Raw genomic sequence first — 24447 nt, forward strand, 5'->3', positions numbered from 1 at the left:
GGGGGGCCGCGGGGCCCCGGCCCGCGGGCCCCCGCGCGGGGGCCGCCCCGGCCCCCCCCGCCCCGTTGGTCCGCCCCCGTGCGGCAGGCGGGCCCCGGAAGCCGGACGCGGACATCGGAGGGGAACGCGGGCGCCGGAGTCGTACGAGCGGGCCCGCTCCCCCGGGATCAGCAGCCGCAGTCCTCCGCGTCCACGGGCGCCGTCAGCGCGTCCGGGGTGCGGCGCTCCCGTCCCTCCCAGGTCTCGAACTCGAAACCCTCGCGCGCCCAGTACTCGAAGCCGCCGAGCATCTCCTTGACCTGGAAGCCGAGTTGGGCGAGTGCGAGGGCCGCTCGGGTCGCGCCGTTGCAGCCGGGGCCCCAGCAATAGGTCACGACCGGCACCGACTTGTCCAGGAGCTGTTCCGCCTGCTCGGGGATGAGTGCGGTGGGCAGGTGGACGGCGCCGGGGACGTGTCCCTGGTCCCACGACTCGGTGGAGCGGGAGTCGAGGACGACGAACCCGGGGTCGCCGTCGGCGGCGAGGGCCCCGGCCACGTCGGACACGTCCGCGTGGAACGCGAGGCTCGCGCCGAAGTAGGCGGCGGCCGCGGCCGGGGAGGCCGGCGCCACCCGCAGAACGGGGTTCGCCGCCGTCACGGAATCGGTCACCGTGTCCGCCCCGGCGGTGGTCGACACGGGACCGGTCAGGGTGCCGGTCGTCATGTCGTCAGCAGTCGCAGTCATGGTCTGGCCTTTCTGCCGAGCCCCGCCGAACCGGTGCCGCCCTTGCCACCGCGGTGCTTTCTCCGCACCGATCTCGCGGGACTTCCTGCCCAGAAATCTATGTCCGTCGATCCGCTTCCTGAAGTACCGATCCACGGCATCACTCTTGATCGGCCGGGGATTCACCTGGTATCCATCACGGATGACCACGTATTCCCCGGACGCCACCGACTGGCGCATCCTCGATGTCCTCCAGCGCGAGGGCCGGTCCAGCTTCGCCGAGCTGGCCCGGGCCGTCTCCATGTCCGCGAGCGCGGTCACCGAGCGGGTGCGCCGCCTGGAGGAGGCTGGTGTCATACAGGGGTACGCGGCCGTCGTCGACCCCGAGAGCCTGGGTCTGCCGATCCTGGCGTTCGTACGGCTGAGGTATCCGAACGGCAACTACAAGCCGTTCCACGACCTGGTCGAGGTGACGCCCGAGATCCTGGAGGCGCACCACGTCACGGGCGACGACTGTTTCGTCATCAAGGTCGCGGCACGCTCGATGAGCCATCTGGAGACGGTGTCGGGCAAGATCGGCACGCTGGGCTCGGTGACGACGAGTGTCGTCTACTCGTCACCGCTGCCGCGCCGTCCTCTGGGTCACTGAGGCGGCTCACCGAGACGGCCCGTTCCCATTCGGACCGCGGCGCCCAGGCACCCGGGCTCACTCCTGCGCACCCCGCTGCCGTACGACCGATCCGGTCCTCCCCTTCACGACCTCCAGCTGGGCGTGGATGCGGCGTCGCAGGTCGGCGACATGGCTGACGATGCCGACGCTGCGGTCGCGTTCCCGCAGCGAGTCGAGGACGTCGAGCACCTCGTCGAGGGTCTGGTCGTCGAGGCTGCCGAAGCCCTCGTCGATGAAGAGCGTGTCGAGCCGCACCCCGCCGGCCTCGTCGGTGACCACGTCCGCGAGACCGAGGGCCAGGGCGAGGGAGGCGAAGAAGGTCTCGCCCCCGGAGAGCGTCGCCGTGTCGCGCTCCCGTCCGGTCCAGGCGTCCACGACGTGCAGTCCGAGCCCGCTGCGGCCGCGGCCCGCGCGGTCGGCGGAGTGCACCAGGGTGTAGCGCCCTGAGGACATCCGCTGGAGACGGACGGTCGCGGCGGCGGCGACCTGCTCCAGACGGGCGGCGAGGACGTACGACTCCAGGCGCATCCTGCGTTCGTTGTCCGCCGACGTGCCGGCCGCGAGACCGGCCAGCCGGGCCACGCGGTCGTACTCCTCGCGCAGCGGGGCGAGCCGGTGGACTCCTGCGGTCGCCCGGTGGGAGAGGGCGTCCAGCTCCGCGCAGCGCCGGGCCGCCGCGTCCTGCGCCGAGGCGGCGCCCCGCAGCCGCCGGGCGGCGGACTCGGCCGTCTGCTCGGCGGCCCACAGGTCGGCGGGCGGGCGTCGCGCCGCGTCCGTGGTGTCGGCCTCGGCGAGTACGGCGCGAACCGCGGACTCCTCCAGCTGCCAGGCGTCGAGCTTGCGTTGGAGCTCCCGGTGGGCCACGTCGTCGAGCAGCGCGGCGGCCGCGGCCCGCGGAGTCTCGAACCCGGCACGAAAGGCCGCGTCGGCGAGACGCGCGTCGGCTTCCTTGAGGCGCTGCGCGGTGTCCTCGGCCACACGGACGCGATCCGCGGCCTCGGTGAGCAGCGCGGCCCTCCGCTCCAGCTGCGCGGCCCGCTCGGAAACGCTCCCGGCGGCGCCCCGCGCCTGTTCCAACTCGCCTTCCAGTGACACCTTTTCGCGGTCGAGGGCATCCCGGAGCGAGGCCCGTGACGCGACCCGGCGGGCGGCCTCCTGCTGGGCGGTCAGCCGCCGCTCGTGTTCCCGCTCGGCCCGCTCGCGTGCCTCGCGTGCGGCGTGCAGTCCGGAGGCCAGTGTGCGGGCCTCGGCGTGCAGCCGCTCCAACTCCTCGGCTTGTTCGGCGAGTTGAGAGGTCGGCGTGTCATGTGCCTCGGCGGTCGCGGCGGCCAGCGCCTCGCGTACGAGGCCGAGCCGTCCTTCGGCCTCGGTGCGCTGCTCGTCCGCGCGCCGGTAGGCGGCGAGGGCCCGCTCCTCCGTCTCGCGGTCGACGTGACCGGCGATCTTCCGGGCGGGCGCGGGGTGTTCGGTGGCGCCGCACACGGCGCAGGACTCGCCGTCCACCAGCCCGGCGGCGAGTTCGGCGGCGATGCCCTGGAGGCGCTGTTCCTTCAGTTCGAGCCAGTGGGCGTGCGCCGCCGTCGCGTGCTCACGCGCGGCGAGGCTGCGGGCATGGGCGTCTTCGGTGTCCTGGGCCAACTCGTCGCGCAGGCGGGCCGCGCCGAGCCTTTTGAGCGCCGGTTCGCGCTGGACGGCGAGCTGCTCGGCGCGGGCCGCGGCCTCCTGGGCGGACTCGATCCGCGCTTCGACGCCCGCGCGGGTGTCCTCCCAGCCGGCCAGCCAGCTCTCGGCGTCCTGGAGGACGTCCTCGTCGGCGCGCTCCTGGCGGTCCAGGGAGGCGCGCTCCGTGCCGAGTTCGGCGAGGCGCCGCTCGGCGCGGCGTGCCGACTCCAGGCCGCCCAGTTCCTCGGCGGCCTTGCGCGCGGCGGCCGCGAGACCGGGCGCTCCGGCATCGGCGAACGTCTCCGGCAGGGCGGCACGCGCGCGTGTCTCCTCGCCGGCCGCGCGCCGGTGCTCCGCCTCGGTGGAATCGCGCAGGTCGAGTGCGGGGGCCACCGCCTCGGCCTTGCGCGCTCGCTCCATCCGCGTCTGAGCGTCCCGGTGGCCGTCGGCGCGCTCCTCCAGTCGCGCGGCCCGCTCCCGCGCCTCGGTGAACCGGCGTTGCAGCCGGTCCACTTCGCGGACGTCGTCGAGCACGCGGTCGGCCGCGGCCTGCGCCGATTCGGCGGCACCGCGCGCGCAGCGGGCGATGGTCAGCCCTTCGCGCGCGGTGCTGCGCGCCACCGCGGCCCAGGAGAGCACGGACTCGGCGAGGCCCGGATCGCCGGGCCCGAGGTCGGGCAGCGGCACCTCGACGGTGTGCCCGGCCTCCTGGTGCATGCGGTGGGCGTCGGCCAGCAACGCGGCGTCACCGGCGCGCACTTCGGCCTCGGTGGTGCGCCGCCGCTCGGCGAGGCGCTTTTCGACCTCGGCGAAGCGGTGGGTGTCGAAGAGCCGGCCGAGCAGCTTGCCGCGGGCCTCGGCGTCGGCCCGCAGGAAGCGCGCGAAGTCGCCCTGGGGCAGCAGCACGACCTGGCAGAACTGCTCGCGGCTCATGCCGAGCAGCTGGGTGATCTCCTCGCCGATCTCCTGGTGGGAGCGGCTGAGGTCCTTCCAGGCGCCGGCGGCGGGGTCGTACGCGCGCAGCCAGCTCTGTGCCTTCTCGGTGGTGGTGCCCGTGCCGCGCTTCTTGGGGCGCTCCCAGGGCGGCTGCCGGGTGACCTCCAACCGGCGTCCGGCGACGGTGAGTTCGAGGCGGATCTCGGTGCGGGTGGAGGGTGCCGCGTGGTCGCTGCGCAGGCCGAGGCCCTGCGCGCTCTGCCGGGCACCGGGAACCGCGCCGTACAGCGCGTAGCAGACGGCGTCGAGGACCGATGTCTTGCCCGCGCCCGTGGGTCCGTGCAGCAGGAAGAGCCCGGCGCCGGACAACTCGTCGAAGTCGACCTGCTGGGCACCGCCGAAGGGGCCGAAGGCGGTGATGTCCAGGCGGTGCAGCCTCATCGGTTCCCCTCGATCTCCGGGCGGGCGGCGTCCTGCGTGTGCGGCGGAGGCGGTGTCACCGGGCGACCTCCCGTACGGTCTCGTCGGCGCGGACGGCGTCGAACGCGTCCCGGAGCACGGCCTGTTCGTGGACGTCGGGGCCCGCGCCGCGCACGTGGGCCACGAAGTCCTCGGCGATCTCCTGTTCACTGCGGCCGGCCAGCCGGCGGGCGTACGAGACCTCCGGGGCCTGCGGCGAGCGCTCGGGGTCGAAGACGAGGCTGAGCGTGTGCGGGAAACGCTCGGCCAGCCGTGCCATGGGGTCGGCCGGCCGCACCGGGTCGGTGAGGGTCGCTTCGACCCAGGCGCCCGCGTGCCGCCCCAGCTCCGGGTCGGCGAGCAGGTCCTCCAGATGTCCGCGGACACGGGCGAGCGGGCGGGGCACGGGGCAGTCGATCCGCTCCGCGGCCAGGGAGCCGTCGGGGCCGAGGTCCACGAGCCACATGCTCTTGCGGTGGCCGGCCTCCGAGAAGGAGTACGGCAGCGGGGAGCCCGAGTAGCGCACGCGCTCGCCGATGACCTGGCTGCCGTGCAGGTGGCCGAGGGCGGTGTAGTCGACACCGTCGAAGACTCCGGCCGGCACCGAGGCGACGCCGCCGACGGTGATGTCCCGCTCGCTCTCGCTCACCTCGCCGCCGGTGACGAAGGCGTGGGCGAGGACGACGGAGCGGGTGCCGGGAGCGCGGGCGGCGAGGTCGGCGCGGACCCGGTCCATGGCGGCGGCCAGCACCGCTTCGTGGCCCGCCTTCTCCACCCCGAACTGATCCTTCACCAGGGCGGGTTCGAGATAGGGCAGGCCGTAGAAGGCGACGTCGCCGTGGGCGTCGGCCAGCATCACGGGCGTGCCGCACGCGGCGGGGTCGGTCCGCAGATGGATGCCCGCGCGCCCGATCAGTCCGGCGCCGACGCCGAGCCTGCGGGCCGAGTCGTGGTTCCCGGAGATCATCACGGTGGGCACGCCGAGATCGGCGAGGCGGTGCAGGGCGTCGTCGAAGAGCTGGACGGCGGCCAGCGGCGGGACGGCCCGGTCGTACACGTCTCCCGAGACGACCACGGCGTCCACCTCGCGCTCACGCGCGGTCGTGACGAGATGGCCGATGAAGTCGGACTGGGCGCCGAGCATGTTCACCCGGTGGAACGCCCGGCCGAGATGCCAGTCGGAAGTGTGCAGGAGCCTCATGATCCCCGAAGGGTAACGGCCGGGTCTGACATCACGGGCGGTTACTCCCGTATCGGCCCGTGATGACCAGCGCGGAAGTCGACCGATTCATCGCCATTCGCCCGGATCGTCACGCGTCTCCGTAGGCTTCTCCGCCCAGCTCGAACCCGGCCGTTCCCGCCGTCGCGTCGGCCAACCACGCCCGGAAGGCGTCCACATCGGCGTCCGGCAGCCCGATCTCGATGGTGACCGCCTCGCCGTAACGCACATCACGTACCTCGCGCCCGGTGGACCACAGGTCGTTCTGCACCTTTCCGGCCCGCTGGTGGTCGACGGTCACCGTGGCCAGCCGGAAGCGGCGGCGGGTGATCGTGCCCAGCGCGTCCAGCGCCTCGCCCACCGAGCCGCCGTACGCCCTGATCAGACCGCCGGCACCCAGCTTGACCCCGCCGTAGTAGCGGGTGACGACGGCGACGACGTACCGCATGTCGCGGCGCAGCAGCATCTGGAGCATGGGGACGCCCGCGGTGCCGCCCGGTTCACCGTCGTCGCCGGCCTTCTGCACTGCGGCGTCGGCGCCGATGACGTAGGCGAAGCAGTTGTGTGTGGCGTCCGCGTGTTCCTTGCGGACGGCGGCGATGAAGTCCTGGGCCTCCCGCTCGGTGGCGGCCGGGCCGAGGGCGCACAGGAACCGGGAGCGGTTGACCTCGGTCTCGTGCACGCCCGCTCGGGCCACTGTGCGGTACTCGTCCTGCATCACGCCAGCGTATGCGCTGCACGCGCGCGTGCACGACGGCGGGCCTCGCGCACGGGCCGCCGCGCGCGGCGCGGGTCAGGCGCGCCCGACGCTCGGCCGGCGGCCGGGCGTCACCGCGCTCGCCGCCCTTCCGCTGTCTCCACGCGCGACGCGGCCCGGCTTCCCGGACCCGGCACTCGGCCCGCGCGGCTTCGGGAACCGGCGTGGCGTGCGCCGCGTCCGTCCCGGACCGCGGGCGCCGGACCCACGTCGGCCGAGATTCACTCCTTCTTGCCCCTCGGCACGACGACGTCCGTCAACAGCGCTTCGCCGGAACCGAGTTCGTGCCAGGCGCTGCCGTGCCAGACGAGGACCGCGACGGCCGAGGTCGGGAACTTCGTCCGGACCTGGTCCAGTGTGTCGTCGAGGCCGTCGACGGCCAGTTCCAGGACCAGCTCCTCAAGCCCGGGATTGTGCCCGACCAGCAGCAAGGTCCTTACGTGTTCCGGGACTTCGCGCACGGCTTCCAGCAACTCCGGTACGTCCGCCGCGTACAGCCTCTCGTCGAGCCGCACGGGCGGCGGAGTGCCCCACTGTTCGGCCGCCAGCTCCCAGGTCTGGCGGGCGCGTACGGCGGTCGAGCACAGCACGAGGTCGGGAAGCAGGTCGGCTCCCGCCATGGCGCGTCCGGCGGCGGGGGCGTCGCGACGGCCGCGCGTCGCGAGCGGCCGCTCGTGGTCGGGCACTCCGCCGGGCCAGGCGGACTTGGCGTGCCGCAGCACGACCAGTCTTCGCCTCGGGCCCGCCGCGGCGCGCGCGGTCACAGCGACGCCCCGATCTCGCGGGTGAGTTCGAGGCCGAGCAGCCGGTCGGCGTAGGCGTACGTCTCGAAGCGGGCACCCTCCGCGACATCCGACGTCTCGACCCACCGGAGCACCTCCAGCACGGCGGGGATGTCGAGGTCGTCCTCCCAGGCGCCGCGCAGCCGTGCCCGTACGTCGTCGGGGACCGGCTTGGACGGCCGCGTGGCCCATCCGGCGACGGCGGCGCGCCAGCGCTTGAGGGTGCCCTCGGCCTCCGCCAGGTCGGCCGCGTCGAGCCGCAGGGGCTGGTCCCTGCGGCGCGCGAGCAGGGCCAGACGCAGCACGGTGGGATCCGCGGGAGCGGGAGCGGAACCGCCCCTGGTGTCGACGGGCGCGACCTCGACACGCACTCCGGCCGTCTCGGCGCCCCCCGGCGTGACGACGTCGATGGCCTGCGTCGCCGCCGGTCCCGGCCCGGCGTCACGGTGGTCCTCGAACGGCCGGATTCCGAGCTGCGCGGCGCTCGCCCGGAGCCCCGCCGCGCCCGAGAGGCCGACCGGGTCCCCTCCGTCCGATGGACTCGATGGGTTCAATGGGTTCGATGGATCCGAGGAGTCCACCTGGTCCGCGGGGTCCGCCGGGTCCGGCGCCGAGGTCAGGGTCGCCCACACGGGGCTGCCGCCGATCTCCAGGGCCCGTACCAGGACGTCGGCGACCAGGAGCACCCGCAGCCCCGTGGTGTCGAACCCGGGCACGTGCGCGTGGACACGAATCAGGCCGCGGCGGGCGAGGGCTGCGTCGATGGGTTCGCCCGTACGGGCGTCGAGGATCCGGAGCACGAGGTGAGCCTAGGCGGGTGCACGCGCGGGTGTGGGGAGGTGGGGGCCGTTCCGGACATGCGCCCGCGCTTCAGCGGGCCCTGAGGGCCGCGCGCCCGGCAGCCGTCCGCCCGGCAGCGCGCACCGGGGTCCACCGGCTTCCACAAGCCATCACGCGGCGTTCACGACGGCGCCACGCGATGGGCCCCCGAGGCCTGAATGAGTGGTTCCGATCAGTGAGTCACTCGGAGGCACCGGAGGGCTGCCCCATGGCCGGGACCGAACCCACGTCCGCGATCGACCGCCGTCGTCTTCTGTTCGCCTCGGGCGCCGCCCTGGCGGCGGGCCTCGCGGGCACGGCGGGGGCACTGCTGCCCAGCCGGCGGCACGAGCCGTCCGCTCACCAGCCGTCCGCGCGGCGACCGGCCCGGGCGGCCCGCCCGGCGGCGGCGTACACCGCGGCCACCACGCTGGAGACGACCGCCCGTCTCGGCGGCCCCGCCCGCCCCGGCAGCTACCGGCGGCTTGTCTCCGGCCCCGGCTGGCCGCTCGTCGTACGCGAGGAACTGGCCGCCGCCCGCTCCGGGCGCGAGGACCGGCGTACCCCGCTCGCCTGCTTCGTCCAGTTCACCGATCTGCACCTCGCCGACGTGCAGAATCCGCTGCGCACCGAGTTCCTTCGGGCGCGGTCGGCGACCGCGTGGCGGGCCCAGGAGGCCCTGACGGTGGCGGGCGCGGTGGCGCTCGTGGAGCAGGTGAACGCCCTCCGCGAGGGTCCGCACACCGGGCTGCCGCCCGCGTTCGTGATGACGACGGGCGACAACCTCGACAACAACGCGGCGATCGAGCTGGAGTGGTTCCTCACGTTGATGAGCGGCGGCCGGATCACGCCCAGCACCGGTGACCCGACGGCGTACGAGGGCGTCCAGAACTCCAGTCTCCCCCTCTTCTGGCACCCGGACGACGCGACCGTACGCGACCTGGACAAGCGGCGCGGCCTGCCGTCGATCCCCGGCTTCCTCGCCGCCGCAACCAGGCCGGTGACCAGCCCGGGGCTGCGGATCCCCTGGTACTCCACGGCCGGCAACCACGACGCCCTGCCCGGCGGCTGTCTCTCCCCCGCGCTCGGCGACATCGCCGTCGGCTCCCGCAAGCTCCTCTCGGTGCCGGACGCGGACGCGGCCGCCTACGCGAACGCGCTGCGGACCGGCGACGATCCCAAGAGCGACGTCCTCACGGCCATCCTGCGCCGGCACACGGCAGAAACCCGGCACGTGACCCCCGACGAGCGCCGACGGCTGTGCACCCCGCGCGACTACCTGGCCGCCCATCTCGACCCCGCGCACACGGGTGCGGGCCCGGTCGGACACGGCTACACGCCCGACCACCTGGACGGCGACCGCTTGTACTACTCCTTCCGGATCGCCGAGAACGTCGTCGGCGTCAGCATCGACACGACGTACCGCAGCGGCCACTACGAGGGCTCACTCGGCACCGAACAGCTCCGCTGGCTGGAACGGACGCTGGCGGCGCACAGTTCGCGGTCCTACGACGCGGACGGCCGCCCGGTCCACCGTCCCGGCGCCGACGACGCCCACGTCCTGGTCTTCAGCCACCACCACAGCCCGAGCATGACCCGCCGCCCCGACGCCGCGCGCACCGACGAGCCGCGTCACGACGGAGCCGAGGTCATCGCCCTGCTCTCCCGCTTCCCGAACGTGGTGGCCTGGATCAACGGCCACAGTCACGTCAACCGCGTGACCCCGCACGCGCACCCGACGCCCGAGCGCTCCTTCTGGGAGGTCAACACGGCCTCCCACGTGGACTATCCGCATCACGCCCGCCTGCTCGAACTCGCCGACAACGGCGACGGGACGGTGTCGCTGTTCACCACTCTCATCGAGTCCGCCGCGCCGCACCGCACCTCCGCCGACTTCTCCGACCTGTCGGCGACCGGCCTCGCCTCCCTCTACCGGGAGCTGGCCTACAACGCGCCCGGGCTGGCCGAGGGCATGCGGACCGGCGTCCAGGAGGGATGGGCGGGCGGCCCGGGCGACCGCAACGCCGAACTGCTGGGAATCACCGCGTGACGCGCGCTGTTCTCCCCGCTGAGCAGCCATGGCAGTGACGACAGGGAGGCCGACCGTGTACGGCGACCAGGCAACGATCCGCAAGATCCTCACCGAGCTCGGCGACACCTGGGCGATCGTCGGACTCTCGTCGAACGAGCGCCGAGCGGCCCACGGCGTCGCCGACGTCCTCCAGCGCTACGGCAAGCGGATCGTGCCCGTACACCCGAAGGCCGAGACCGTACACGGGGAGAAGGGGTACGCCTCCCTCGCCGACATCCCCTTCGACGTCGATGTCGTCGACGTCTTCGTCAACAGCGACCTCGCCGGGCAGGTCGCCGACGAGGCCGTCACCATCGGCGCCAAGGCCGTCTGGTTCCAGCTCGACGTCATCGACGAGGCCGCGTACGAGCGGGCGGGGGCCGCCGGGCTCGACGTGGTCATGGACCGCTGCCCGGCCATCGAGATCCCGCGGCTCGGCTGAACCCGCAGGGCACCGCAGCGCGGCGCACCGCGGCGCACCGCGGCCGGGTGCCTACGCCCCCGGCCGCGCGTACCGCAGCCGACGGGCCGCGCGTATCGCCTGTCGCCGTCGCGCGGCCGCGCCCCGTCGGCAAATCTTGTTGACGCGGCACGGCCCGCACCGGTTTCCTGCTCCGGTGCCCCTCCTTCGCATCGAGCAGCCGGACGACGAAGCCCGTCTCACGGACTGGCAGCACGTCCACAATGTGATCGTCCCGCCCGCCGCCATGTCGCTCGACGACGTGCGCGAGCGCGTCCTGCGCAACCGCCTGGAGGTCGCGTACCTCGGCGACGTCCTGGTGGGCTGCACGACCGTGCGGCCGCCCACCGACGACAGCGCGACGGCGACCGTGATCGCGCGCGTGCTCGCCGAGCACCGCGGGCGAGGCTTCGGCGAGCAGCTGTACGCGCGCGGTCTGGCACAGGCGCGCGAACTGGGGGCCGAGGTGATCGAGACGGTCGTCCTCACGGCCAACGAGGCCGGGCTGCGCTTCGCCCTGCGCCACGGGTTCGTGGAGATCGAGCGCTATGTCCTGCCGGGCGAGACGGCCGAATACATCGACCTGCGCCTGGCCTGAGCCGTCGGTGCCCAGGTGATCGGCCAGGGCCGTCGATGCCGCCGGCCGTCCGGGACCATCGGCCCCCGGCCGTCCTGAACCATCAACTTCTCGGCCGCCCCCGACGACTGGCTCCTCCGGCCGTCCCTCGGCCGTCGGCCAGGGCGAGGAACCGCGCGACGGTCTCGCTGAAGCCCAGCGGGTCGTCGAGCCACGGGAAGTGGCCGGCGCCCGGCAGGACGGCCAGTTCGGCCCGGGGGAAGAGGCCCGCGACGGTGGCGGCGACACGCGGCAGCGGGCCGCTGTCCAGCGCGCCCGCGACGATCAGCACGCGCGCGTCCAGCGCGGCCACAGCCGCGCGGGCCTCGTCCGGCCGGAAGGCTCCGGGGGCCGCGTAGCGTTCGGCGGCCTCCTCGTTGGTCTGCTCGACCTCGGTCGCGGCATGCGCCCGCGCGGCCGCGTCCCACCGGCCGTAGAAGAACGGGGTGGCCGCGTCCCAGTCGGCATCGGTCGCGGTACCGGCCCAGATGCGCCCGTACGGTTCGCGCGCGCTCGCGAACCACGGCTCCGCCTCGCGCCGCGCCGCGGCCTCCGCGCGGTGCTCCGCGGTGAAGTCGACGCCGAGGGCCCGCGCCCGTCCGGTGACCAGGGTGAGGGAGCGGACGCGCTCCGGGTGACGGACCGCGTAGAGGAGCGCGAGGTCGCCGCCCGCCGAGTGGGCGAGCAGATCCACCCGGTCGAGTCCGAGGTGCGCGCGGAACGCCTCGACGTCCTGGACCTGCCGGTCGCAGCGGTACGTCGCCGGGTCGGCCGGGAGTCCGGAGTCGCCGGTGCCCCGCAGATCGAGCACGCACAGCCGGCGGTGTCGCCTCAGTCCGCCGAGGTCGCCGAGGTAGGCGGAGGCGCGCATCGGTCCGCCGGGCAGGCAGAGCAGCGGTTCCCCCTCGCCCCTTGTGTGATGGGCGAGTCGGGTTCCGTCGGGAGCGGCGAAGATCGGCACGTTCGCCATCGTCATCCGCACGGCCCCGCGAGGGCAAGCGGTTTGACGGACCACCAGGTTTCCGGGTCCGGCCGGCGGAACGTCGCCCGATACGCCCGTAAACACGCGTTCAGCTCGACTCGGCATGTGCGGGCTTTGCCTCTGGTTCTCCGCGTGGACGCCTCCGATTGCTTCCATCGGGGGATGGACCTCATCGCGTTCCTCGTAGCGGTCGTCACGGGCTGCGCGGGCGTGGTGGCGTACGGCGTTCATCTGATCGCGCCGCAGTTGCGCCGACACGGCGGAAGGAAGCCGATCGGCGGACAATCGGAACACGGGAAGAGGAGGGCCGGATGACGGAACTGCTGGCAGGCATGCGGGTCGACTACACCGACCACGACGATCCCGTACTGATCCGGCCGGACGGCAGCCCGGTGGACACCTGGCGGGAGAACTACCCGTACGAGCAGCGCATGGAGCGCAAGGAGTACGAATGGCACAAGCGGCTCCAGCAGATCGAGCTGCTGAAGCTGCAGAGCTGGATCAAGGAGACCGGCCGACGGCTCGTCGTCGTCTTCGAGGGGCGCGACGCGGCCGGCAAGGGCGGCACGATCAAGCGCTTCACCGAGCATCTGAACCCGCGCGGCGCCCGCGTGGTCGCGCTGGTGAAGCCGACCGAGCGGGAGCGCGGGCAGTGGTACTTCCAGCGGTACGTGGAGCATCTGCCGACCGCGGGCGAGATCGTGATGTTCGACCGGTCCTGGTACAACCGGGCGGGTGTGGAGCGCGTGATGGGCTTCTGCACCGACGACGAGTACCGGCGCTTCATGCGGCAGGCGCCCGCCTTCGAGCGGATGCTCGTCGACGACGGTGTGGACCTGATCAAGTTCTGGTTCTCGGTCTCCCAGAGTGAGCAGCGCACCCGCTTCACTATCCGTCAGGTCGACCCGGTACGGCAGTGGAAACTGAGCCCCATGGACCTGGCCTCGCTGGAACGCTGGGACGACTACACGGCGGCCAAGGTCGCCATGTTCCGCGAGACGGACACCGAGCAGGCGCCCTGGACGGTGGTGAAGAGCAACGACAAGAAGCGGGCCCGCGTCGAGGCCATGCGCAGCGTCCTGGCCCGCTTCGCCTACGAGAACAAGGACGAGGAGGTCGTCGGCAGCCCCGACCCGAGCATCGTGGGCGCGGCGGCGAACCTGCTGGAGGAAGGCGAGGAGGGCGAGGAGGGCGCGGCCTACATGGCCCCCATGGGCCACCGCGCGGCCCCCTGACAGCACCCGCCGCCCGGGGACTCGACCTCACGGCCCCCGGGCGGGCGCGGCTCGCGCGCACATCGGTTCCGGGGCCCGCCCGAGCCCCTGCCAGGCGCCCTCGGCCTCAGTCGTGCGCCGGTCGGTCGGAGAGTCGGTGGTCGGCCAGGCTCAGCGCCTCGTCGACGACCCGGCGCAGGTGCCCGTCCCCGAGCGAGTAGATCACCCGGCGCCCTTCCTTCCTCGTGTTCACGAGCCCGGCGAGACGGAGCCGGGCCAGGTGCTGGCTGACGGCCGGACGGGCCGCCCCGCACGCCTCGGTCAGCGTCGTGACATCGGCCTCGCCGCCGGTCAGGGCGTGCAGCAGCGCGAGACGCGTGCGATCGCCGAGGAGGGCGAGGAGCTCGGCGGCGAGCGCGAACTGTTCCTCGCCGGGGGTGCGCGGGTGCGCATCGTGCGCAGGTGATAGGTGCATGCGTGCGCTCATACGCACATAATGGCTTCGTGGGCGCCCGCACGTCCACTCCCGCGCACCGGAAGGGGACGTACGTGAACGACCGGCACCATCACGATCACAGCCACGGCCACGCACACGGCCACGACAGCGGCAACGGCAACGGCCACACGCGTCCCCGAGGGCACAGCCATCCCCGCGGCCTCGCGAGCCGGCTGCGCCACCTCCTCACCCCCCACTCCCACGAAACGGCCGACAAGCTCGACTCCGCGCTGGAGTCGTCGGCCCGGGGCATGCGGGCCCTGTGGGTCTCGCTCGCCGTCCTCGGCACGACGGCCCTGGCCCAGGCGGTCGTTGTCGTGCTGACGGGGTCGGTCGCGCTGCTCGGCGACACCGTGCACAACGCGGCCGACGCGCTCACGGCCCTGCCGCTCGGGGTCGCCTTCGTGCTGGGCCGCCGCGCGGCGACACGGCGCTTCACCTACGGCTACGGGCGGGCGGAGGACCTCGCGGGCATCGTGATCGTGCTGACCATCGCCGCGTCCGGCGCCTTCGCGGCCTGGGCGGCGGTCGGCCGACTGCTCGATCCGCACCCCGTGCGGCACCTCCCCGTGGTCGCGGCCGCCGCGCTCATCGGCTTCGCCGGCAACGAGTGGGTCGCCCGGCACCGCATCCGCGTCGGGCGCGAGATCGGCTCCGCCGCGCTGATCGCGGACGGACTCCACGCCCGTACCGACGGATTCACCTCGCTCGCGGTGCTGGTGGGCGCGGGCGGCGCGGCACTGGGCTGGCAACTCGCCGACCCGCTGGTGGGGTTGGCGATCACCGCCGCGATCCTGCTGGTGCTGCGCGATGCCGCACGGGAGGTCTTCCGGCGCGTGATGGACGCCGTGGACCCGGAGTTGGTGGACCGCGCCGAACGCGCGCTGCGGGAGGTCGAGGGGGTGTGCGACGTGGGCGAACTGCGGATGCGCTGGATCGGGCACCGGCTGCGTGCCGAGGTGGCGGTCGTGGTGGACGGGGACGCGACCGTGCGGCGGGCCCACGACATCGCCGTCGAGGCCGAACACGCCCTGCTGCACGCCGTCCCGAAGCTGACCGCCGCCCTGGTCCACGCCGATCCGGCGCCGACGCCCGGCGAGCCGGACCCGCATCGGACGCTGGCGCATCACGCCGCAGCGTGAACCGGCACGGATGTCCGATGAGAGCGGATCCCGTCGGACCCCGCTCGATCACAGCGCGCCGGACACCTGCACCGCCGTCCGGCGAGAGCCGATCCCCCGCGGACCAGGGCCCTCACAGCACGGTGCCCACCGGCGTCCCTGTCCGGCGAAGCGGGATCCACGTCGGACGCCGCCCCATCACGGCGCGGTGTGAAAGGGGTCAGGCGACGCCCAGCCCCTCCAGGACCACCGCGTTCGGCAGCTCCGCGAACGCCTTGCCCGGCACCAGGAGTTTGCCGCGCCGGCGGCCACTGCCCACGAGTACGTACGACAGCTCGACGACGGCCGAGTCCACCAACACCGGCCAGTCGCCCGGGAGTCCGACGGGGGTGATGCCGCCGTACTCCATGCCGGTCTCACCCGTCGCGATGTCCATCGACGCGAACGATGCCTTCCGGGCGCCCAGTTGGCGTCGCACGGCCCCGTTCACGTCCACGCGGGTGGTGGACAGCACGAGACACGCGGCAAGCGTGGTCTCGCCACCACGCCTGCCCGCGACGACCACACAGTTCGCGGACCGGTCGAGCAGTTCCTTGCCGTAGTGCTCGACGAAGGTGGCGGTGTCGGCCCACTCGGGTTCCGTGTCGACGTAGACGAACTGCTCGGCGGGGGTGCCCCCGCGCCACTCGCGCACGGCGTCGGCGACGGGGCGGGTGAGTTCGTCCAGGCAGTCGGGGGCGGGGACGGCGTGGTCGAAGTGTCCGATGGGTGCGCGCATGACGGCACGCTAACAGCCGTGCGGACCCACCCGACGGGAGCCTTCGGCGTACCGGCGGAACCGGCCCGCCGGAAGCCGTGGGTGCCCTGTCCGGAACCAACCCGCGCAGGCCTCAGTGCACGAGCGGGACCGACACGGCCATGACCATCTCGACGGGGACCTCGCCCTTGTTGGCGTACGTGTGGGGCGTGTTGGCCTCGAAGGAGACGCTCGCCCCCTCGGGGACGCGGTGCTCGACGCCGTCGACGGTGAGGGTCATGTCGCCCGCGATGACGTGCACGAGTTCGACGGTGCCGGTGGGGTGCGGGTCGGAGGGACTTCCCTCGCCGGGCATGAGCCGCCAGTCCCACATCTCCAGGGGGCCGGGCGCCTCGGTTCCGGCCAGCAGCCGGTTGTAACTGCCCGCCTCGGTGTGCCACAGACGTACGGCCTGGTCGGCGGGGACGATCCGGACCTTGGGCCCCTGCTCGTAGTCGAGGAGGGTGGTGATGCTGACGCCGAGCGCGTCGCCGATCTTGACGACGGTTCCCAGGCTGGGGTTGGTCCTGGCCTGCTCGATCTGGATGAGCATGCCGCGACTGACTGCGGCACGGGCCGCGAGCGCCTCCAGGGTGAAGCCGCGCTCGGTGCGCCAGCGCTTCACGTTGCGCGCCAGGGATTGAGTCAGCAGGTCGAGATCCGACACATTCCGTCCAATATTTTGACTGACAGAGTTCAATAAGATGAACTATCGTGTGGTGCACCTGATCGTTCACCGAACTGTACTGCGAGGCCCCCGTGACAGCACTCTTCGCCCTGGCCACCAGCCTCCTGTGGGGCCTGGCCGACTTCGGCGGAGGTCTGCTGACCCGGCGCACGCCCGCCCTCACGGTGGTCGTCGCCTCCCAGTCGATCGCGGCGGTTGTCCTCGGCGCGATCGTGGTGGCCACCGGCGGCTGGAGCGCGGCGGGGCCCCAGCTGTGGTTCGCGGTCGCCGCGGGAGTGGTGGGTCCGGTCGCGCTGCTCTCCTTCTACAAGGCGCTCGCGCTCGGACCGATGGGCGTGGTCTCCCCGCTCGGATCGCTGGCCGTGGCCGTCCCCATCGGCGTCGGCCTGTTCCTCGGGGAGCGTCCCGGGCTGCTGCAGATCGCGGGCATCGCGGTCGCCGTGGCGGGCGTCGTCCTCGCGGGCGGACCCCAGCTGCGGGGCGCGCCCGTGCAGCGGCAGGCGATCCTCCTGACGCTGATCGCGGCCGCCGGCTTCGGCACGGTGTTCGCGCTGATCGCGGAGGCGTCGTCGTCGGTCACCGGGCTCTTCCTGGCGCTGTTCGTGCAGCGCGTGACCAACGTCGTCACCGGTGGCGCGGCGCTTGCCGTCTCCGTCCGGCGCGGCGCGCCCGCCCTCCCCGAGGGCGGTTTCCCCTGGGCCTCCCTGCCCGCGCTCGCCTTCGTCGGCCTCGCCGACGTCGCGGCCAACGGCACGTACTCGGTCGCCGCCCAGCACGGCCCGGTCACCGTCGCCGCCGTCCTCGCCTCGCTCTACCCGGTGGTCACGGCCCTGGCCGCCCGCGGCCTCCTCAGGGAACGGCTGCGCGCGGCGCAGGCCGCGGGAGCGGGGCTGGCGCTGGTCGGCACCGTGCTGCTGGCGACGGGCTGATCCCCGGGTTCAGGATTCGGCGCTGATGTCCGCGGGCTGCGTGCGTACGTCCCCGGAGGCGTCCCGGGCGTCGAGGTCCAGCTCCGCGAGCCGCGCGACCGTCTCCTCGTCCAGTTCCGACAGCGCCAGCAACTGCTCCGGGGTCACCCCGTCGGGAATCGGCACCGGCGGCGGCGTGCGCAGCGGCGGCTGCCATCCGGCCACGGGGTCCCAGCGCCGGACGACCCGTGCGGGGGCTCCGGCGACGACCGAGTGGTCGGGCACCGTACCGCGCACCACCGCACCGGCCGCGACCACGACGTTCCGCCCGATCCGGGCGCCCGGCAGGATCACCGCACCGGTCCCGATCCAGCAGCCGGGCCCGATCTCCACGGGCTCCATTCGGGGCCACTGCTTGCCGATGGGCTCGTGCGGATCGTCGTACGAGTGGTTCGTGGACGTCACGTACACGTAAGGCCCGAAGTAGCAGTCACTGCCGATCGTGACCGTCGTGTCGGCGATGACATGGCTGCCGCGGCCGAGCACGACACCGTCCCCGATGCGCAGGATCGGGTCGGGGCCGAGGTCGAGATCGGGCATCAGGCCCGCGGTCAGCGTGACCTGTTCGGCGACGATGCAGTAGGAGCCGAGGTGGATCCAGGGTTCACCGAAGACCGTGCCTAGCGGGAAGGCCAGCCGGGTGTTCTCTCCCATGGCACCGAAGCGGAACCGCCCCGGGCGCTCGGTCGTGACCGCGCCCGCGCGCTGCACCCAGGCCCAGCCCGCGTGGACGACGCGCTGCGCGAGGCGTCGCCGCCATGATGAGAACGTGTTCTTGCTCCTGGGCACCCGCTCACGGTACTCAGAGCGGGTGCCGCCGATGCGGTCGTACGGCTGTGATCTTCGCCCCACCGGGGCGAGCGCGGGGCGAGGGCGATGGCGCCCCACCGGGGGGAGCGATGGCATACCGTGCCGGTGTGCCCGGAGGGACCGGACCACGAGACGACGAGACGGTGACACGGTGACGACGCAGCAGGCGCTGATCAAGGGAATCGGCGGCAAGGATCCGCAGGTGGACCAGGAGGCGTTCGTGTCGCCCACCTCCGTGGTCATCGGGGACGTCACGCTGCACGCGGGCGCGAGCGTCTGGTACGGCGCGGTGCTGCGTGCCGACTGCGGCCCGATCGTCATCGGCGCCGGCAGCAACGTGCAGGACAACTGCAGTCTGCACGTGGACCCCGGTTTCCCCATCACTGTCGGGGAGCGGGTCTCGATCGGCCACAACGCCGTCCTGCACGGCGCCACCGTCGAGGACGACTGTCTGATCGGCATGGGTGCCACGGTGCTCAACGGGGCCGTGATCGGGACCGGCTCGCTGGTGGCCGCGCAGGCGCTGGTGCCCCAGGGGATGCGGGTCCCGCCGGGCTCACTCGTCGCGGGTGTCCCCGCCAAGGTCAAGCGCCCGCTGACCGACGAGGAGCGCGAGGGCCTCTCGCTGAACGGCGCCTTCTACGTCGAGCTGGCGAAGGCGCACCGCGAGATCCACGAGTAGACGCGCTACTCGGCGGCGGGGACGGGCTCCGGCTCCGCCGCACCGTTCTCCGTCGCCGCCTTCTTCGCCTTGCGGCGGACGATCAGCATCGAGGCGAGACCGATGAGCACCGCGGCGACCAGACCGAGCCACGAGAAGCGCTTCAGCCAGGACTCGGCGACGACTCCGACGTAGTAGATGACCGCGGTGGTGCCACCGGCCCAGATGATGCCGCCGAGGACGTTGGCGATCAGGAACTTCCAGTACGGCATCCGCAGCACACCGGCGAGCGGGCCCGCGAAGATCCGCAGCAGGGCGATGAAGCGGCCGAAGAAGACGGCCCACATGCCCCACTTCTGGAAGGAACGCTCGGCCGTGGCGACATGGCCTTCACTGAAGTGCCGGGGGAACTTCGCGCCGAGCCAGGCGAGCAGCGGGCGTCCGCCCTTGCGACCGATGGCGTATCCGATGGAGTCACCGACGATCGCCCCGAGGCTGGCGCAGGCGCCGAGGATGACCGGGTTGATGCCCTCGTGCTGCGAGGAGAGCAGCGCCGCCGAGACCAGGACGATCTCTCCGGGCAGCGGGATACCCAGGCTCTCCAGGCCGATGACCAGGCCCACGAGCGCGTAGATACTGACCGCAGGCACCGTCTCGAGCCAGTCCTGGACGTGCAACGCCGGTTCCTCCCGTTTGGTGTGCCTGACCCCGGCGACCGCGTTTCGCATGATCACCGGGGTGCGCTTCCCCGGAGCGCCCGCCGGGAAGCCTACCTGGTCGTCCTGAACGGCCACCCGGACGTGCGACTCGTCACACCGGGCACCGTGTGACGTCCGCGCTCCGAAGACTTCGCGCGATCATGACGCGAGACCCGCTCGATCGGCACGCGTCCGCTGTCCGTCGGCGGCCCCGCGCCGGCGCCGCCACGCCTCGTAGTGGTCGAGGAGGGTCTCCTCGACCGGGCGGTAGGTGATCCCCAGTTCCCCGACGCTCCGGCTGTTGTCGACGCGGAACCGGATGCCGAGGTGTTTGCGGATGTAGTCCTGGGTCAGCCCGAACGCCGGACCCAGGACGCGGACCGGCCAGTGCGGGAGCGCGGTACGGGGCAGCCGGAGGCCGCGGGGATACAGGCTCCGGATGACGCGCGCCATGTCGTGGAAGGACGTCATCGTCTCCGCCGCGACGATGTAGCGGCCCTTGGCCTCCGGGTGCTCCGCCGCCGCGATGTGCGCGTCGGCCACCTCACGGACGTCCGCCGTGGTGAAGCTGAAATCGGGTGCGCCGTAGAAGAAGTAGCCCTTGAACAGCTCCTCCAGCAGGAACAGGCTGCCGGATTCCGATGCGGGGGTGAGGGACGGGCCGAGGATCAGGCCGGGATTGACGGACACCAGACGCCAGCGGTCCTGGGCGGCCTCCGCCGTCCACGCCGCCCGTTCCGCGAGGGTCTTCGCGTAGTGGTACGGGTTGTTCTCGAGCGTGCTGGTGGTATTGAAGTACTTCTCCGACAGGACACCGCCGTCCATGCTCCGGACGTCGATGTAGTCGCCGAAGATCGCGCCGACGGTGGAGGTGAGGACGACCTTCTCGACCGTCGGTGTCCGTTCCACACCCGCCAGCACGTTGCGCGTGCCGAGCAGGGCCGGGTCGACCATGTCCCTGCGGCCGTCCTTGATCTTCTCCGGCATCAGGAACGGCGACGCCACATGGAAGACCACGCCGCAGCCGCTCATCGCCGCGTCGAAGGAGCCCTCGGCCAGCAGGTCCGCCTCGAACAGTGTCAGCGCTCCAGGAAAGGTGTCCTGCATGTCCCGGAGCGGCCGCACCTTCGCCGCGTTCGCTGTCCCTCGGACGGTGGTGTGGACGCGGTAGCCCCGCTCCAGAAGCCGCCGCACCAGATGGCTCCCGACGAACCCGCTGCCACCGGTCACCAGGACGGCCGTCCGCCCGCGTACGCCCACGCTCGTACTCCTCATTGCCGGTCTTTCCCGGTCTTTCCCGGGCCCCGGCGCATCGCCCGGGCTACGGGCCGACGGACGCGCCGCCCGTAGGCCAGGGTCGGGCATCGCCGCCGTGAAGGGAACAGACATGCGCGGCGGGCCATCCGCGGAGCAGCGGCCCCTCCGTCAGGAGTTCCGCGTCACAGCCCCGTGCTCACTCCCCCAGCCAGGACGCGGTGAGGTCCTGCACGGCCGAGCCGTCGGCGTCGGCGAGCTTGACCCCCGTGAAGCCGGCCGCCCACGCGGAGCTCTGGTAGCGGAACAGGGGCTTGTCGGCCACCAGCGCGCCGACGACGACCTCCGCGCACTCGCTCGCGCTCTGGGCCGCGGAGAACGACTTCGCGGTGCGGTCGAGATAGGCGCCGATCACCGGCTGGTAGACACCCGCCCCGGCGACGAGGGCCTCGATGTCGCGGTCGGCGCGGACGTTGGTGACGAACTCGGTGGCCACCGCGCCGGGCTCGATCACGCTGACCGCGACGCCGAGCCTGCCGACGACCGGGGCGAGGCTCTCCATCCAGCCCTCGACGGCGAACTTGGCCGCGCAGTAGGCCTCGTTGAACGGCTGGCCGACCACACCGCCGACGCTCGTGACGGTGATCAGCCGCCCCTGGGAGGCGCGCAGATGGGGCAGCGCGGCCTTGGTCACCTGGACGACGCCGAAGAAGTTGACCTCCATCGAGGCACGGACGTCGTCGACGCTCTCCAGCTCGATGGTGCCGACGTGCCCGGCGCCCGCGTTGTTGATCAGGGCGTCCAGCCGTCCGTGGTCGGCGATCACCGCGTCGACACAGGCGGCGACCGAGTCGGGGTCCGTGACGTCGAGCCGGCGGACGTCGACGCCGGGCAGCCGCTCGCGCAGCGGCCCGGCCTTGCCGGTGTCCCGCATCGTCGCGACGACCTTGTAGCCGGCCTTCTCGGCGAGGACGGCGGTCTCCAGGCCGATGCCGGTGGACGTGCCGGTGACAAGAGCGATCTTCATGACAGAGCCTCCATGATTGCGTGTACACACACATATTAGGGTTGCGTGCGTGCGCACGCAACTGGGTAGACTCGTGTCGTGACGGAGATCAAGCTGAAGCAGGCGGAGCTGGCGGTCGAGGACCAGGCGTACTACCGCATCGTCGGAGTGGGCGCCGCTCTCACCGCACGGGCGAGCGCCCGCCTGGAACACGATTTCCGGCTGCCGGCGTCCTGGTTCGAGGTGCTGCTCTGGCTCTATCACCAGGGCGGTCCCCTGTCGGCCACCGATCTGGGTTCCTGCGCGCTGATCAGCCGCAGCCAGGTCTCCCGCGTCATCGACGCGCTCCAGTCGCGGGGCCTGGTCTCCCGTGCCCCCTCGGCCGCCGACGCCCGATCCGTCGAGGTGACCATCACCGAGGAGGGCCGGGACCTCTTCGAGCGTGCGGACCGGGCCCGCCGAGAGGCGCTGGCACCCGCCCTGTCGGAGAAGCTGGAGCCGGCCGAGCTGGAAGAGCTGGCTCGCATCCTCCTCAAGCTGAAGTACTGACCGTGCCAGGGGTCCCGGCCCTCGCGGGGGCACGGACGCATTCCTCCTGTCGGCGACACTCCCCCGGACGCCCGGCCGGCCCGGCCCGAACTGCCGGACCGGCCGGGCGCCTTGGCGAGTGGCCGTGGTCAGGGGAGGGCGTCCAGGACAGTTCCTAGGCGAAGGACGTGAGGAAGTCCCGTACGGGCAGGGCACGGTCGACTATGCGGGTGTCGCCGATCCAGCCGTAGAAACCCTGCCCGAAGCGCTCGTCGAACTGGGTGGCACCGATGACGAAGGGCTTGCCCAGCGTCGCGATCCCGGTGGACGGCTGCGTGGGATTGCGGGCGATCTTCGAGCCGTCGACGTACAGGACAGTGCGGCGACCGTCGTTGACGACGGCGATGTGGGTCCAGCGGCCCACGGGGAGGGCGTGACTCCACGACGTCGGGTCGGCGTCCTGCTGTTCCGGATAGACGACGAACTGCAGGAACCGCTCCGGCGAGAGGTTGAGGCTGCACGTGGGCTCCAGCGGGGACCAGCCGGTCGTCTTTCCCGCGTCGCCATTGCGGCCCTCCCAGCTGAGGATCCCCATCCAGGCGTGGTCGCCCTCGAAGGGTTCCGGCAGCCGGATGAATGTCTCGATGGTGTAGCCGCGGGTGAACTTCGCGCTGTTCAGGGCGGCATGGGGCCCGGTCGTCAGAACAGCTCCGCGGTCCGGGCCCTTGCCGCCGTCGAAGTGGAGGCTGGCGTGCGCGGGTTGGCCGGGGTGATGGTCCGCCGACCGGGTCAGGACGTCCGGGCCGCTCGTGTTCAGGCGGCTGACGGTCAGGTCGTTCCCACGGCCGGTGAGATCCCGTACGACCGTGCCGTCCGCGACCGGAGCGCCCGCCGCAGTCCCGGAGCCGTCGAAACGCCAGTACGCCACCGTGCCGCGCGGCATCACCGCGGAGGCGGGGCGCGGCTTCGGCGGGACGACCGGGGCGAAGCCCTTGAAGCGCTCGTCGAAGTCGACGCGCAGGCTGAACCGGTCGACGGGGCCGCTCAGTTCGATGGTCTCGGCCTCCAGCGGGGTCCGCTTCTCCGGGTCGCGAGCGAGGAACCACGGTGCGAACGTCTCGACGTCGATGACGCCCCGGACCAGGTCGAAGCCGTAGGTGCGGATCATCCCTGCGCCGCCGTAGTAGCGGTCCTGGTAGTTGGTGATGTGGACGTGGACATCGTTGTCGGCGCCGTTGGACAGGACGGTGCGGCCCGGCGGCCAGTAGTGGCCGCCGAGGGCGAGGAAGATCTGGTCGTTGCCCCGGACGAGGCCGTCCCACAGTCGCCTGCCGTTGTCCGAGAGCTGGGCCTTGCCGTCGTCGTCCGACCAGGCGATGTCGTGCGTGGTGAGCACGGCGGGGAGCGTGGGGTGGGCGTCCAGGACGCCCTGCGCCCAGCGCAGCCCCTTGTCCGACACCCGCCAGTCCAGGGCGAGCACCAGCCACTCCCGGCCCCCGGCGCTCAGCACGTGGTAGCTGTTGTAGCCGTCGGGGGAGGCGCCGCGGAAGGTGGGCATGGAGGCATAGCGCTCGGGGCCGAACGCGGCGAGGTAGGCCGTGGCTCCCCGCTGGTCGTCCGTGGAGGACGGGATGTCGTGGTTGCCCGCCAGGACGCTGTAGGGAACCTTGCCCTGGAGGGTGCGGAAGGTGTCGGCGGCGCGTCCGATCTCGTCCTCGGTGCCGTGTTCGGTGACATCGCCGAGGTGCGTCATGAAGGCGATGTTCGCCTCGGCCCGCTCCGCGACGAGGTAGCGGAAGGTCTCCCGCAGCGGGGCGGGGTCCGCGCTGTCGGCGTCGAAGAGGTACTGCGTGTCGGGGAGGACGGCCAGCGCGAAGCGCGGGCTCTCGGTGTCGAACCGGCCTCCCCAGCCTGCGGTCGCGGCCTGCGCGGGGGTCGCCTCGAACGCCGCTGTCGCCGCGCCGGCCGCCGGTACGGCGACCGCCGCGCGCAGCAACGCCCGTCTGCCCGGCCCGTTCTGCTGTCCTGCCGTGCTCATATGCTCTCCAGGTGAGCGAGGTTGGGGTCAGA

Annotated in this window: 25 protein-coding genes; 10 read left to right on the top strand and 15 right to left on the bottom strand. The window is 72.7% G+C overall.

Annotation, left to right across the window (positions count from 1 at the left end):
• Nucleotides 1-167: 167 nt before the first annotated feature.
• On the bottom strand, nt 168-704 hold the full coding sequence (locus ABZX90_RS37120) for a rhodanese-like domain-containing protein (protein WP_351133911.1): 537 nt from the start codon (nt 702-704) through the stop codon (nt 168-170).
• A gap of 202 nt (nt 705-906) precedes the next feature.
• Here ABZX90_RS37120 and ABZX90_RS37125 point away from each other — a divergent pair, with 202 nt between their 5' ends.
• Nucleotides 907-1353, top strand: coding sequence for an Lrp/AsnC family transcriptional regulator (locus ABZX90_RS37125; protein WP_355212572.1), 447 nt, complete (start codon nt 907-909; stop codon nt 1351-1353).
• Nucleotides 1354-1410: 57 nt separating this feature from the next.
• Here ABZX90_RS37125 and ABZX90_RS37130 read toward each other — a convergent pair whose 3' ends face one another.
• The 5 genes from ABZX90_RS37130 to ABZX90_RS37150 form a co-directional block, all read right to left on the bottom strand.
• Nucleotides 1411-4413: an SMC family ATPase gene (locus ABZX90_RS37130; RefSeq protein ID WP_355212575.1), complete on the bottom strand. Its 3003-nt coding sequence runs from the start codon at nt 4411-4413 to the stop codon at nt 1411-1413.
• Nucleotides 4414-4468: 55 nt separating this feature from the next.
• Nucleotides 4469-5632 (bottom strand): exonuclease SbcCD subunit D, encoded by a 1164-nt coding sequence (locus tag ABZX90_RS37135; protein WP_351133897.1) that lies wholly within the window; start codon nt 5630-5632, stop codon nt 4469-4471.
• 109 nt (nt 5633-5741) lie between these two features.
• Nucleotides 5742-6368, bottom strand: coding sequence for a YigZ family protein (locus ABZX90_RS37140; RefSeq protein WP_355212578.1), 627 nt, complete (start codon nt 6366-6368; stop codon nt 5742-5744).
• A 260-nt stretch (nt 6369-6628) separates the two neighbouring features.
• Nucleotides 6629-7171, bottom strand: a complete 543-nt coding sequence (locus ABZX90_RS37145) for a histidine phosphatase family protein (protein WP_351133893.1) — start codon at nt 7169-7171, stop codon at nt 6629-6631.
• The gene (locus tag ABZX90_RS37150) at nt 7168-7989 is read right to left on the bottom strand and encodes a hypothetical protein (RefSeq protein ID WP_355212582.1); all 822 of its coding nucleotides are present in this window, start codon (nt 7987-7989) and stop codon (nt 7168-7170) included. Before ABZX90_RS37150 ends, ABZX90_RS37145 begins: the two co-directional genes overlap by 4 nt.
• A gap of 248 nt (nt 7990-8237) precedes the next feature.
• Here ABZX90_RS37150 and ABZX90_RS37155 point away from each other — a divergent pair, with 248 nt between their 5' ends.
• The 3 genes from ABZX90_RS37155 to ABZX90_RS37165 all read left to right on the top strand — a co-directional run bounded on the left by ABZX90_RS37155 (nt 8238) and on the right by ABZX90_RS37165 (nt 11137).
• Nucleotides 8238-10058: a TIGR03767 family metallophosphoesterase gene (locus ABZX90_RS37155; RefSeq protein ID WP_355212585.1), complete on the top strand. Its 1821-nt coding sequence runs from the start codon at nt 8238-8240 to the stop codon at nt 10056-10058.
• A gap of 55 nt (nt 10059-10113) precedes the next feature.
• Entirely contained in the window at nt 10114-10521 is a 408-nt protein-coding gene (locus ABZX90_RS37160) for a CoA-binding protein (RefSeq protein ID WP_351133886.1), read from the top strand.
• Between the two features lie 175 nt (nt 10522-10696).
• Nucleotides 10697-11137 (top strand): GNAT family N-acetyltransferase, encoded by a 441-nt coding sequence (locus ABZX90_RS37165; RefSeq protein WP_351133884.1) that lies wholly within the window; start codon nt 10697-10699, stop codon nt 11135-11137.
• 82 nt (nt 11138-11219) lie between these two features.
• Here ABZX90_RS37165 and ABZX90_RS37170 read toward each other — a convergent pair whose 3' ends face one another.
• A complete protein-coding gene (locus tag ABZX90_RS37170; RefSeq protein WP_355212699.1) occupies nt 11220-12116 on the bottom strand; it encodes an alpha/beta hydrolase in 897 nt (298 codons plus the stop codon).
• A gap of 183 nt (nt 12117-12299) precedes the next feature.
• On the opposite strand from ABZX90_RS37170, the gene ABZX90_RS37175 reads away from it, so the two are divergent.
• Nucleotides 12300-12452 carry a hypothetical protein gene (locus tag ABZX90_RS37175; RefSeq protein WP_355212589.1) on the top strand — a complete coding sequence of 51 codons (153 nt, stop codon included), beginning with the start codon at nt 12300-12302 and terminating at the stop codon, nt 12450-12452.
• Complete coding sequence (gene ppk2, locus ABZX90_RS37180) at nt 12449-13372, top strand: polyphosphate kinase 2 (RefSeq protein WP_351133882.1); 924 nt, start codon at nt 12449-12451, stop codon at nt 13370-13372. Before ABZX90_RS37175 ends, ppk2 begins: the two co-directional genes overlap by 4 nt.
• Nucleotides 13373-13478: 106 nt before the next feature.
• Here the strand turns inward: ppk2 and ABZX90_RS37185 are convergent, their stop codons facing one another.
• On the bottom strand, nt 13479-13838 hold the full coding sequence (locus ABZX90_RS37185; RefSeq protein WP_328556829.1) for a metalloregulator ArsR/SmtB family transcription factor: 360 nt from the start codon (nt 13836-13838) through the stop codon (nt 13479-13481).
• A 62-nt stretch (nt 13839-13900) separates the two neighbouring features.
• On the opposite strand from ABZX90_RS37185, the gene ABZX90_RS37190 reads away from it, so the two are divergent.
• The gene (locus ABZX90_RS37190; protein ID WP_355212702.1) at nt 13901-14989 is read left to right on the top strand and encodes a cation diffusion facilitator family transporter; all 1089 of its coding nucleotides are present in this window, start codon (nt 13901-13903) and stop codon (nt 14987-14989) included.
• A gap of 199 nt (nt 14990-15188) precedes the next feature.
• On the opposite strand, the gene ABZX90_RS37195 is transcribed toward ABZX90_RS37190, so the two are convergent.
• On the bottom strand, nt 15189-15746 hold the full coding sequence (locus tag ABZX90_RS37195; RefSeq protein WP_351133880.1) for a YbaK/EbsC family protein: 558 nt from the start codon (nt 15744-15746) through the stop codon (nt 15189-15191).
• A gap of 112 nt (nt 15747-15858) precedes the next feature.
• Entirely contained in the window at nt 15859-16431 is a 573-nt protein-coding gene (locus ABZX90_RS37200) for an XRE family transcriptional regulator (RefSeq protein WP_351133878.1), read from the bottom strand.
• Between the two features lie 92 nt (nt 16432-16523).
• On the opposite strand from ABZX90_RS37200, the gene ABZX90_RS37205 reads away from it, so the two are divergent.
• Nucleotides 16524-17381, top strand: coding sequence for a DMT family transporter (locus ABZX90_RS37205; RefSeq protein ID WP_355212596.1), 858 nt, complete (start codon nt 16524-16526; stop codon nt 17379-17381).
• 9 nt (nt 17382-17390) lie between these two features.
• Here the strand turns inward: ABZX90_RS37205 and ABZX90_RS37210 are convergent, their stop codons facing one another.
• A complete protein-coding gene (locus ABZX90_RS37210) occupies nt 17391-18209 on the bottom strand; it encodes an acyltransferase (RefSeq protein WP_355212599.1) in 819 nt (272 codons plus the stop codon).
• Between the two features lie 172 nt (nt 18210-18381).
• On the opposite strand from ABZX90_RS37210, the gene ABZX90_RS37215 reads away from it, so the two are divergent.
• Nucleotides 18382-18912 carry a gamma carbonic anhydrase family protein gene (locus tag ABZX90_RS37215; RefSeq protein ID WP_351133872.1) on the top strand — a complete coding sequence of 177 codons (531 nt, stop codon included), beginning with the start codon at nt 18382-18384 and terminating at the stop codon, nt 18910-18912.
• A 5-nt stretch (nt 18913-18917) separates the two neighbouring features.
• Here the strand turns inward: ABZX90_RS37215 and ABZX90_RS37220 are convergent, their stop codons facing one another.
• The 3 genes from ABZX90_RS37220 to ABZX90_RS37230 form a co-directional block, all read right to left on the bottom strand.
• Nucleotides 18918-19568, bottom strand: coding sequence for a DedA family protein (locus tag ABZX90_RS37220; RefSeq protein ID WP_355212705.1), 651 nt, complete (start codon nt 19566-19568; stop codon nt 18918-18920).
• 180 nt (nt 19569-19748) lie between these two features.
• Nucleotides 19749-20849, bottom strand: a complete 1101-nt coding sequence (locus ABZX90_RS37225; RefSeq protein ID WP_355212602.1) for an NAD-dependent epimerase/dehydratase family protein — start codon at nt 20847-20849, stop codon at nt 19749-19751.
• Nucleotides 20850-21042: 193 nt separating this feature from the next.
• Entirely contained in the window at nt 21043-21870 is an 828-nt protein-coding gene (locus tag ABZX90_RS37230; RefSeq protein ID WP_351133868.1) for an SDR family oxidoreductase, read from the bottom strand.
• A 78-nt stretch (nt 21871-21948) separates the two neighbouring features.
• On the opposite strand from ABZX90_RS37230, the gene ABZX90_RS37235 reads away from it, so the two are divergent.
• Nucleotides 21949-22398, top strand: coding sequence for a MarR family transcriptional regulator (locus tag ABZX90_RS37235; protein WP_351133865.1), 450 nt, complete (start codon nt 21949-21951; stop codon nt 22396-22398).
• 154 nt (nt 22399-22552) lie between these two features.
• Here ABZX90_RS37235 and ABZX90_RS37240 read toward each other — a convergent pair whose 3' ends face one another.
• A complete protein-coding gene (locus ABZX90_RS37240) occupies nt 22553-24415 on the bottom strand; it encodes a LamG-like jellyroll fold domain-containing protein (RefSeq protein ID WP_355212606.1) in 1863 nt (620 codons plus the stop codon).
• Between the last annotated feature and the right edge of the window lie 32 nt (nt 24416-24447).

It is taken from the genome of Streptomyces sp. NPDC002935 (assembly GCF_040611295.1).
Taxonomy (GTDB): Bacteria; Actinomycetota; Actinomycetes; order Streptomycetales; family Streptomycetaceae; genus Streptomyces.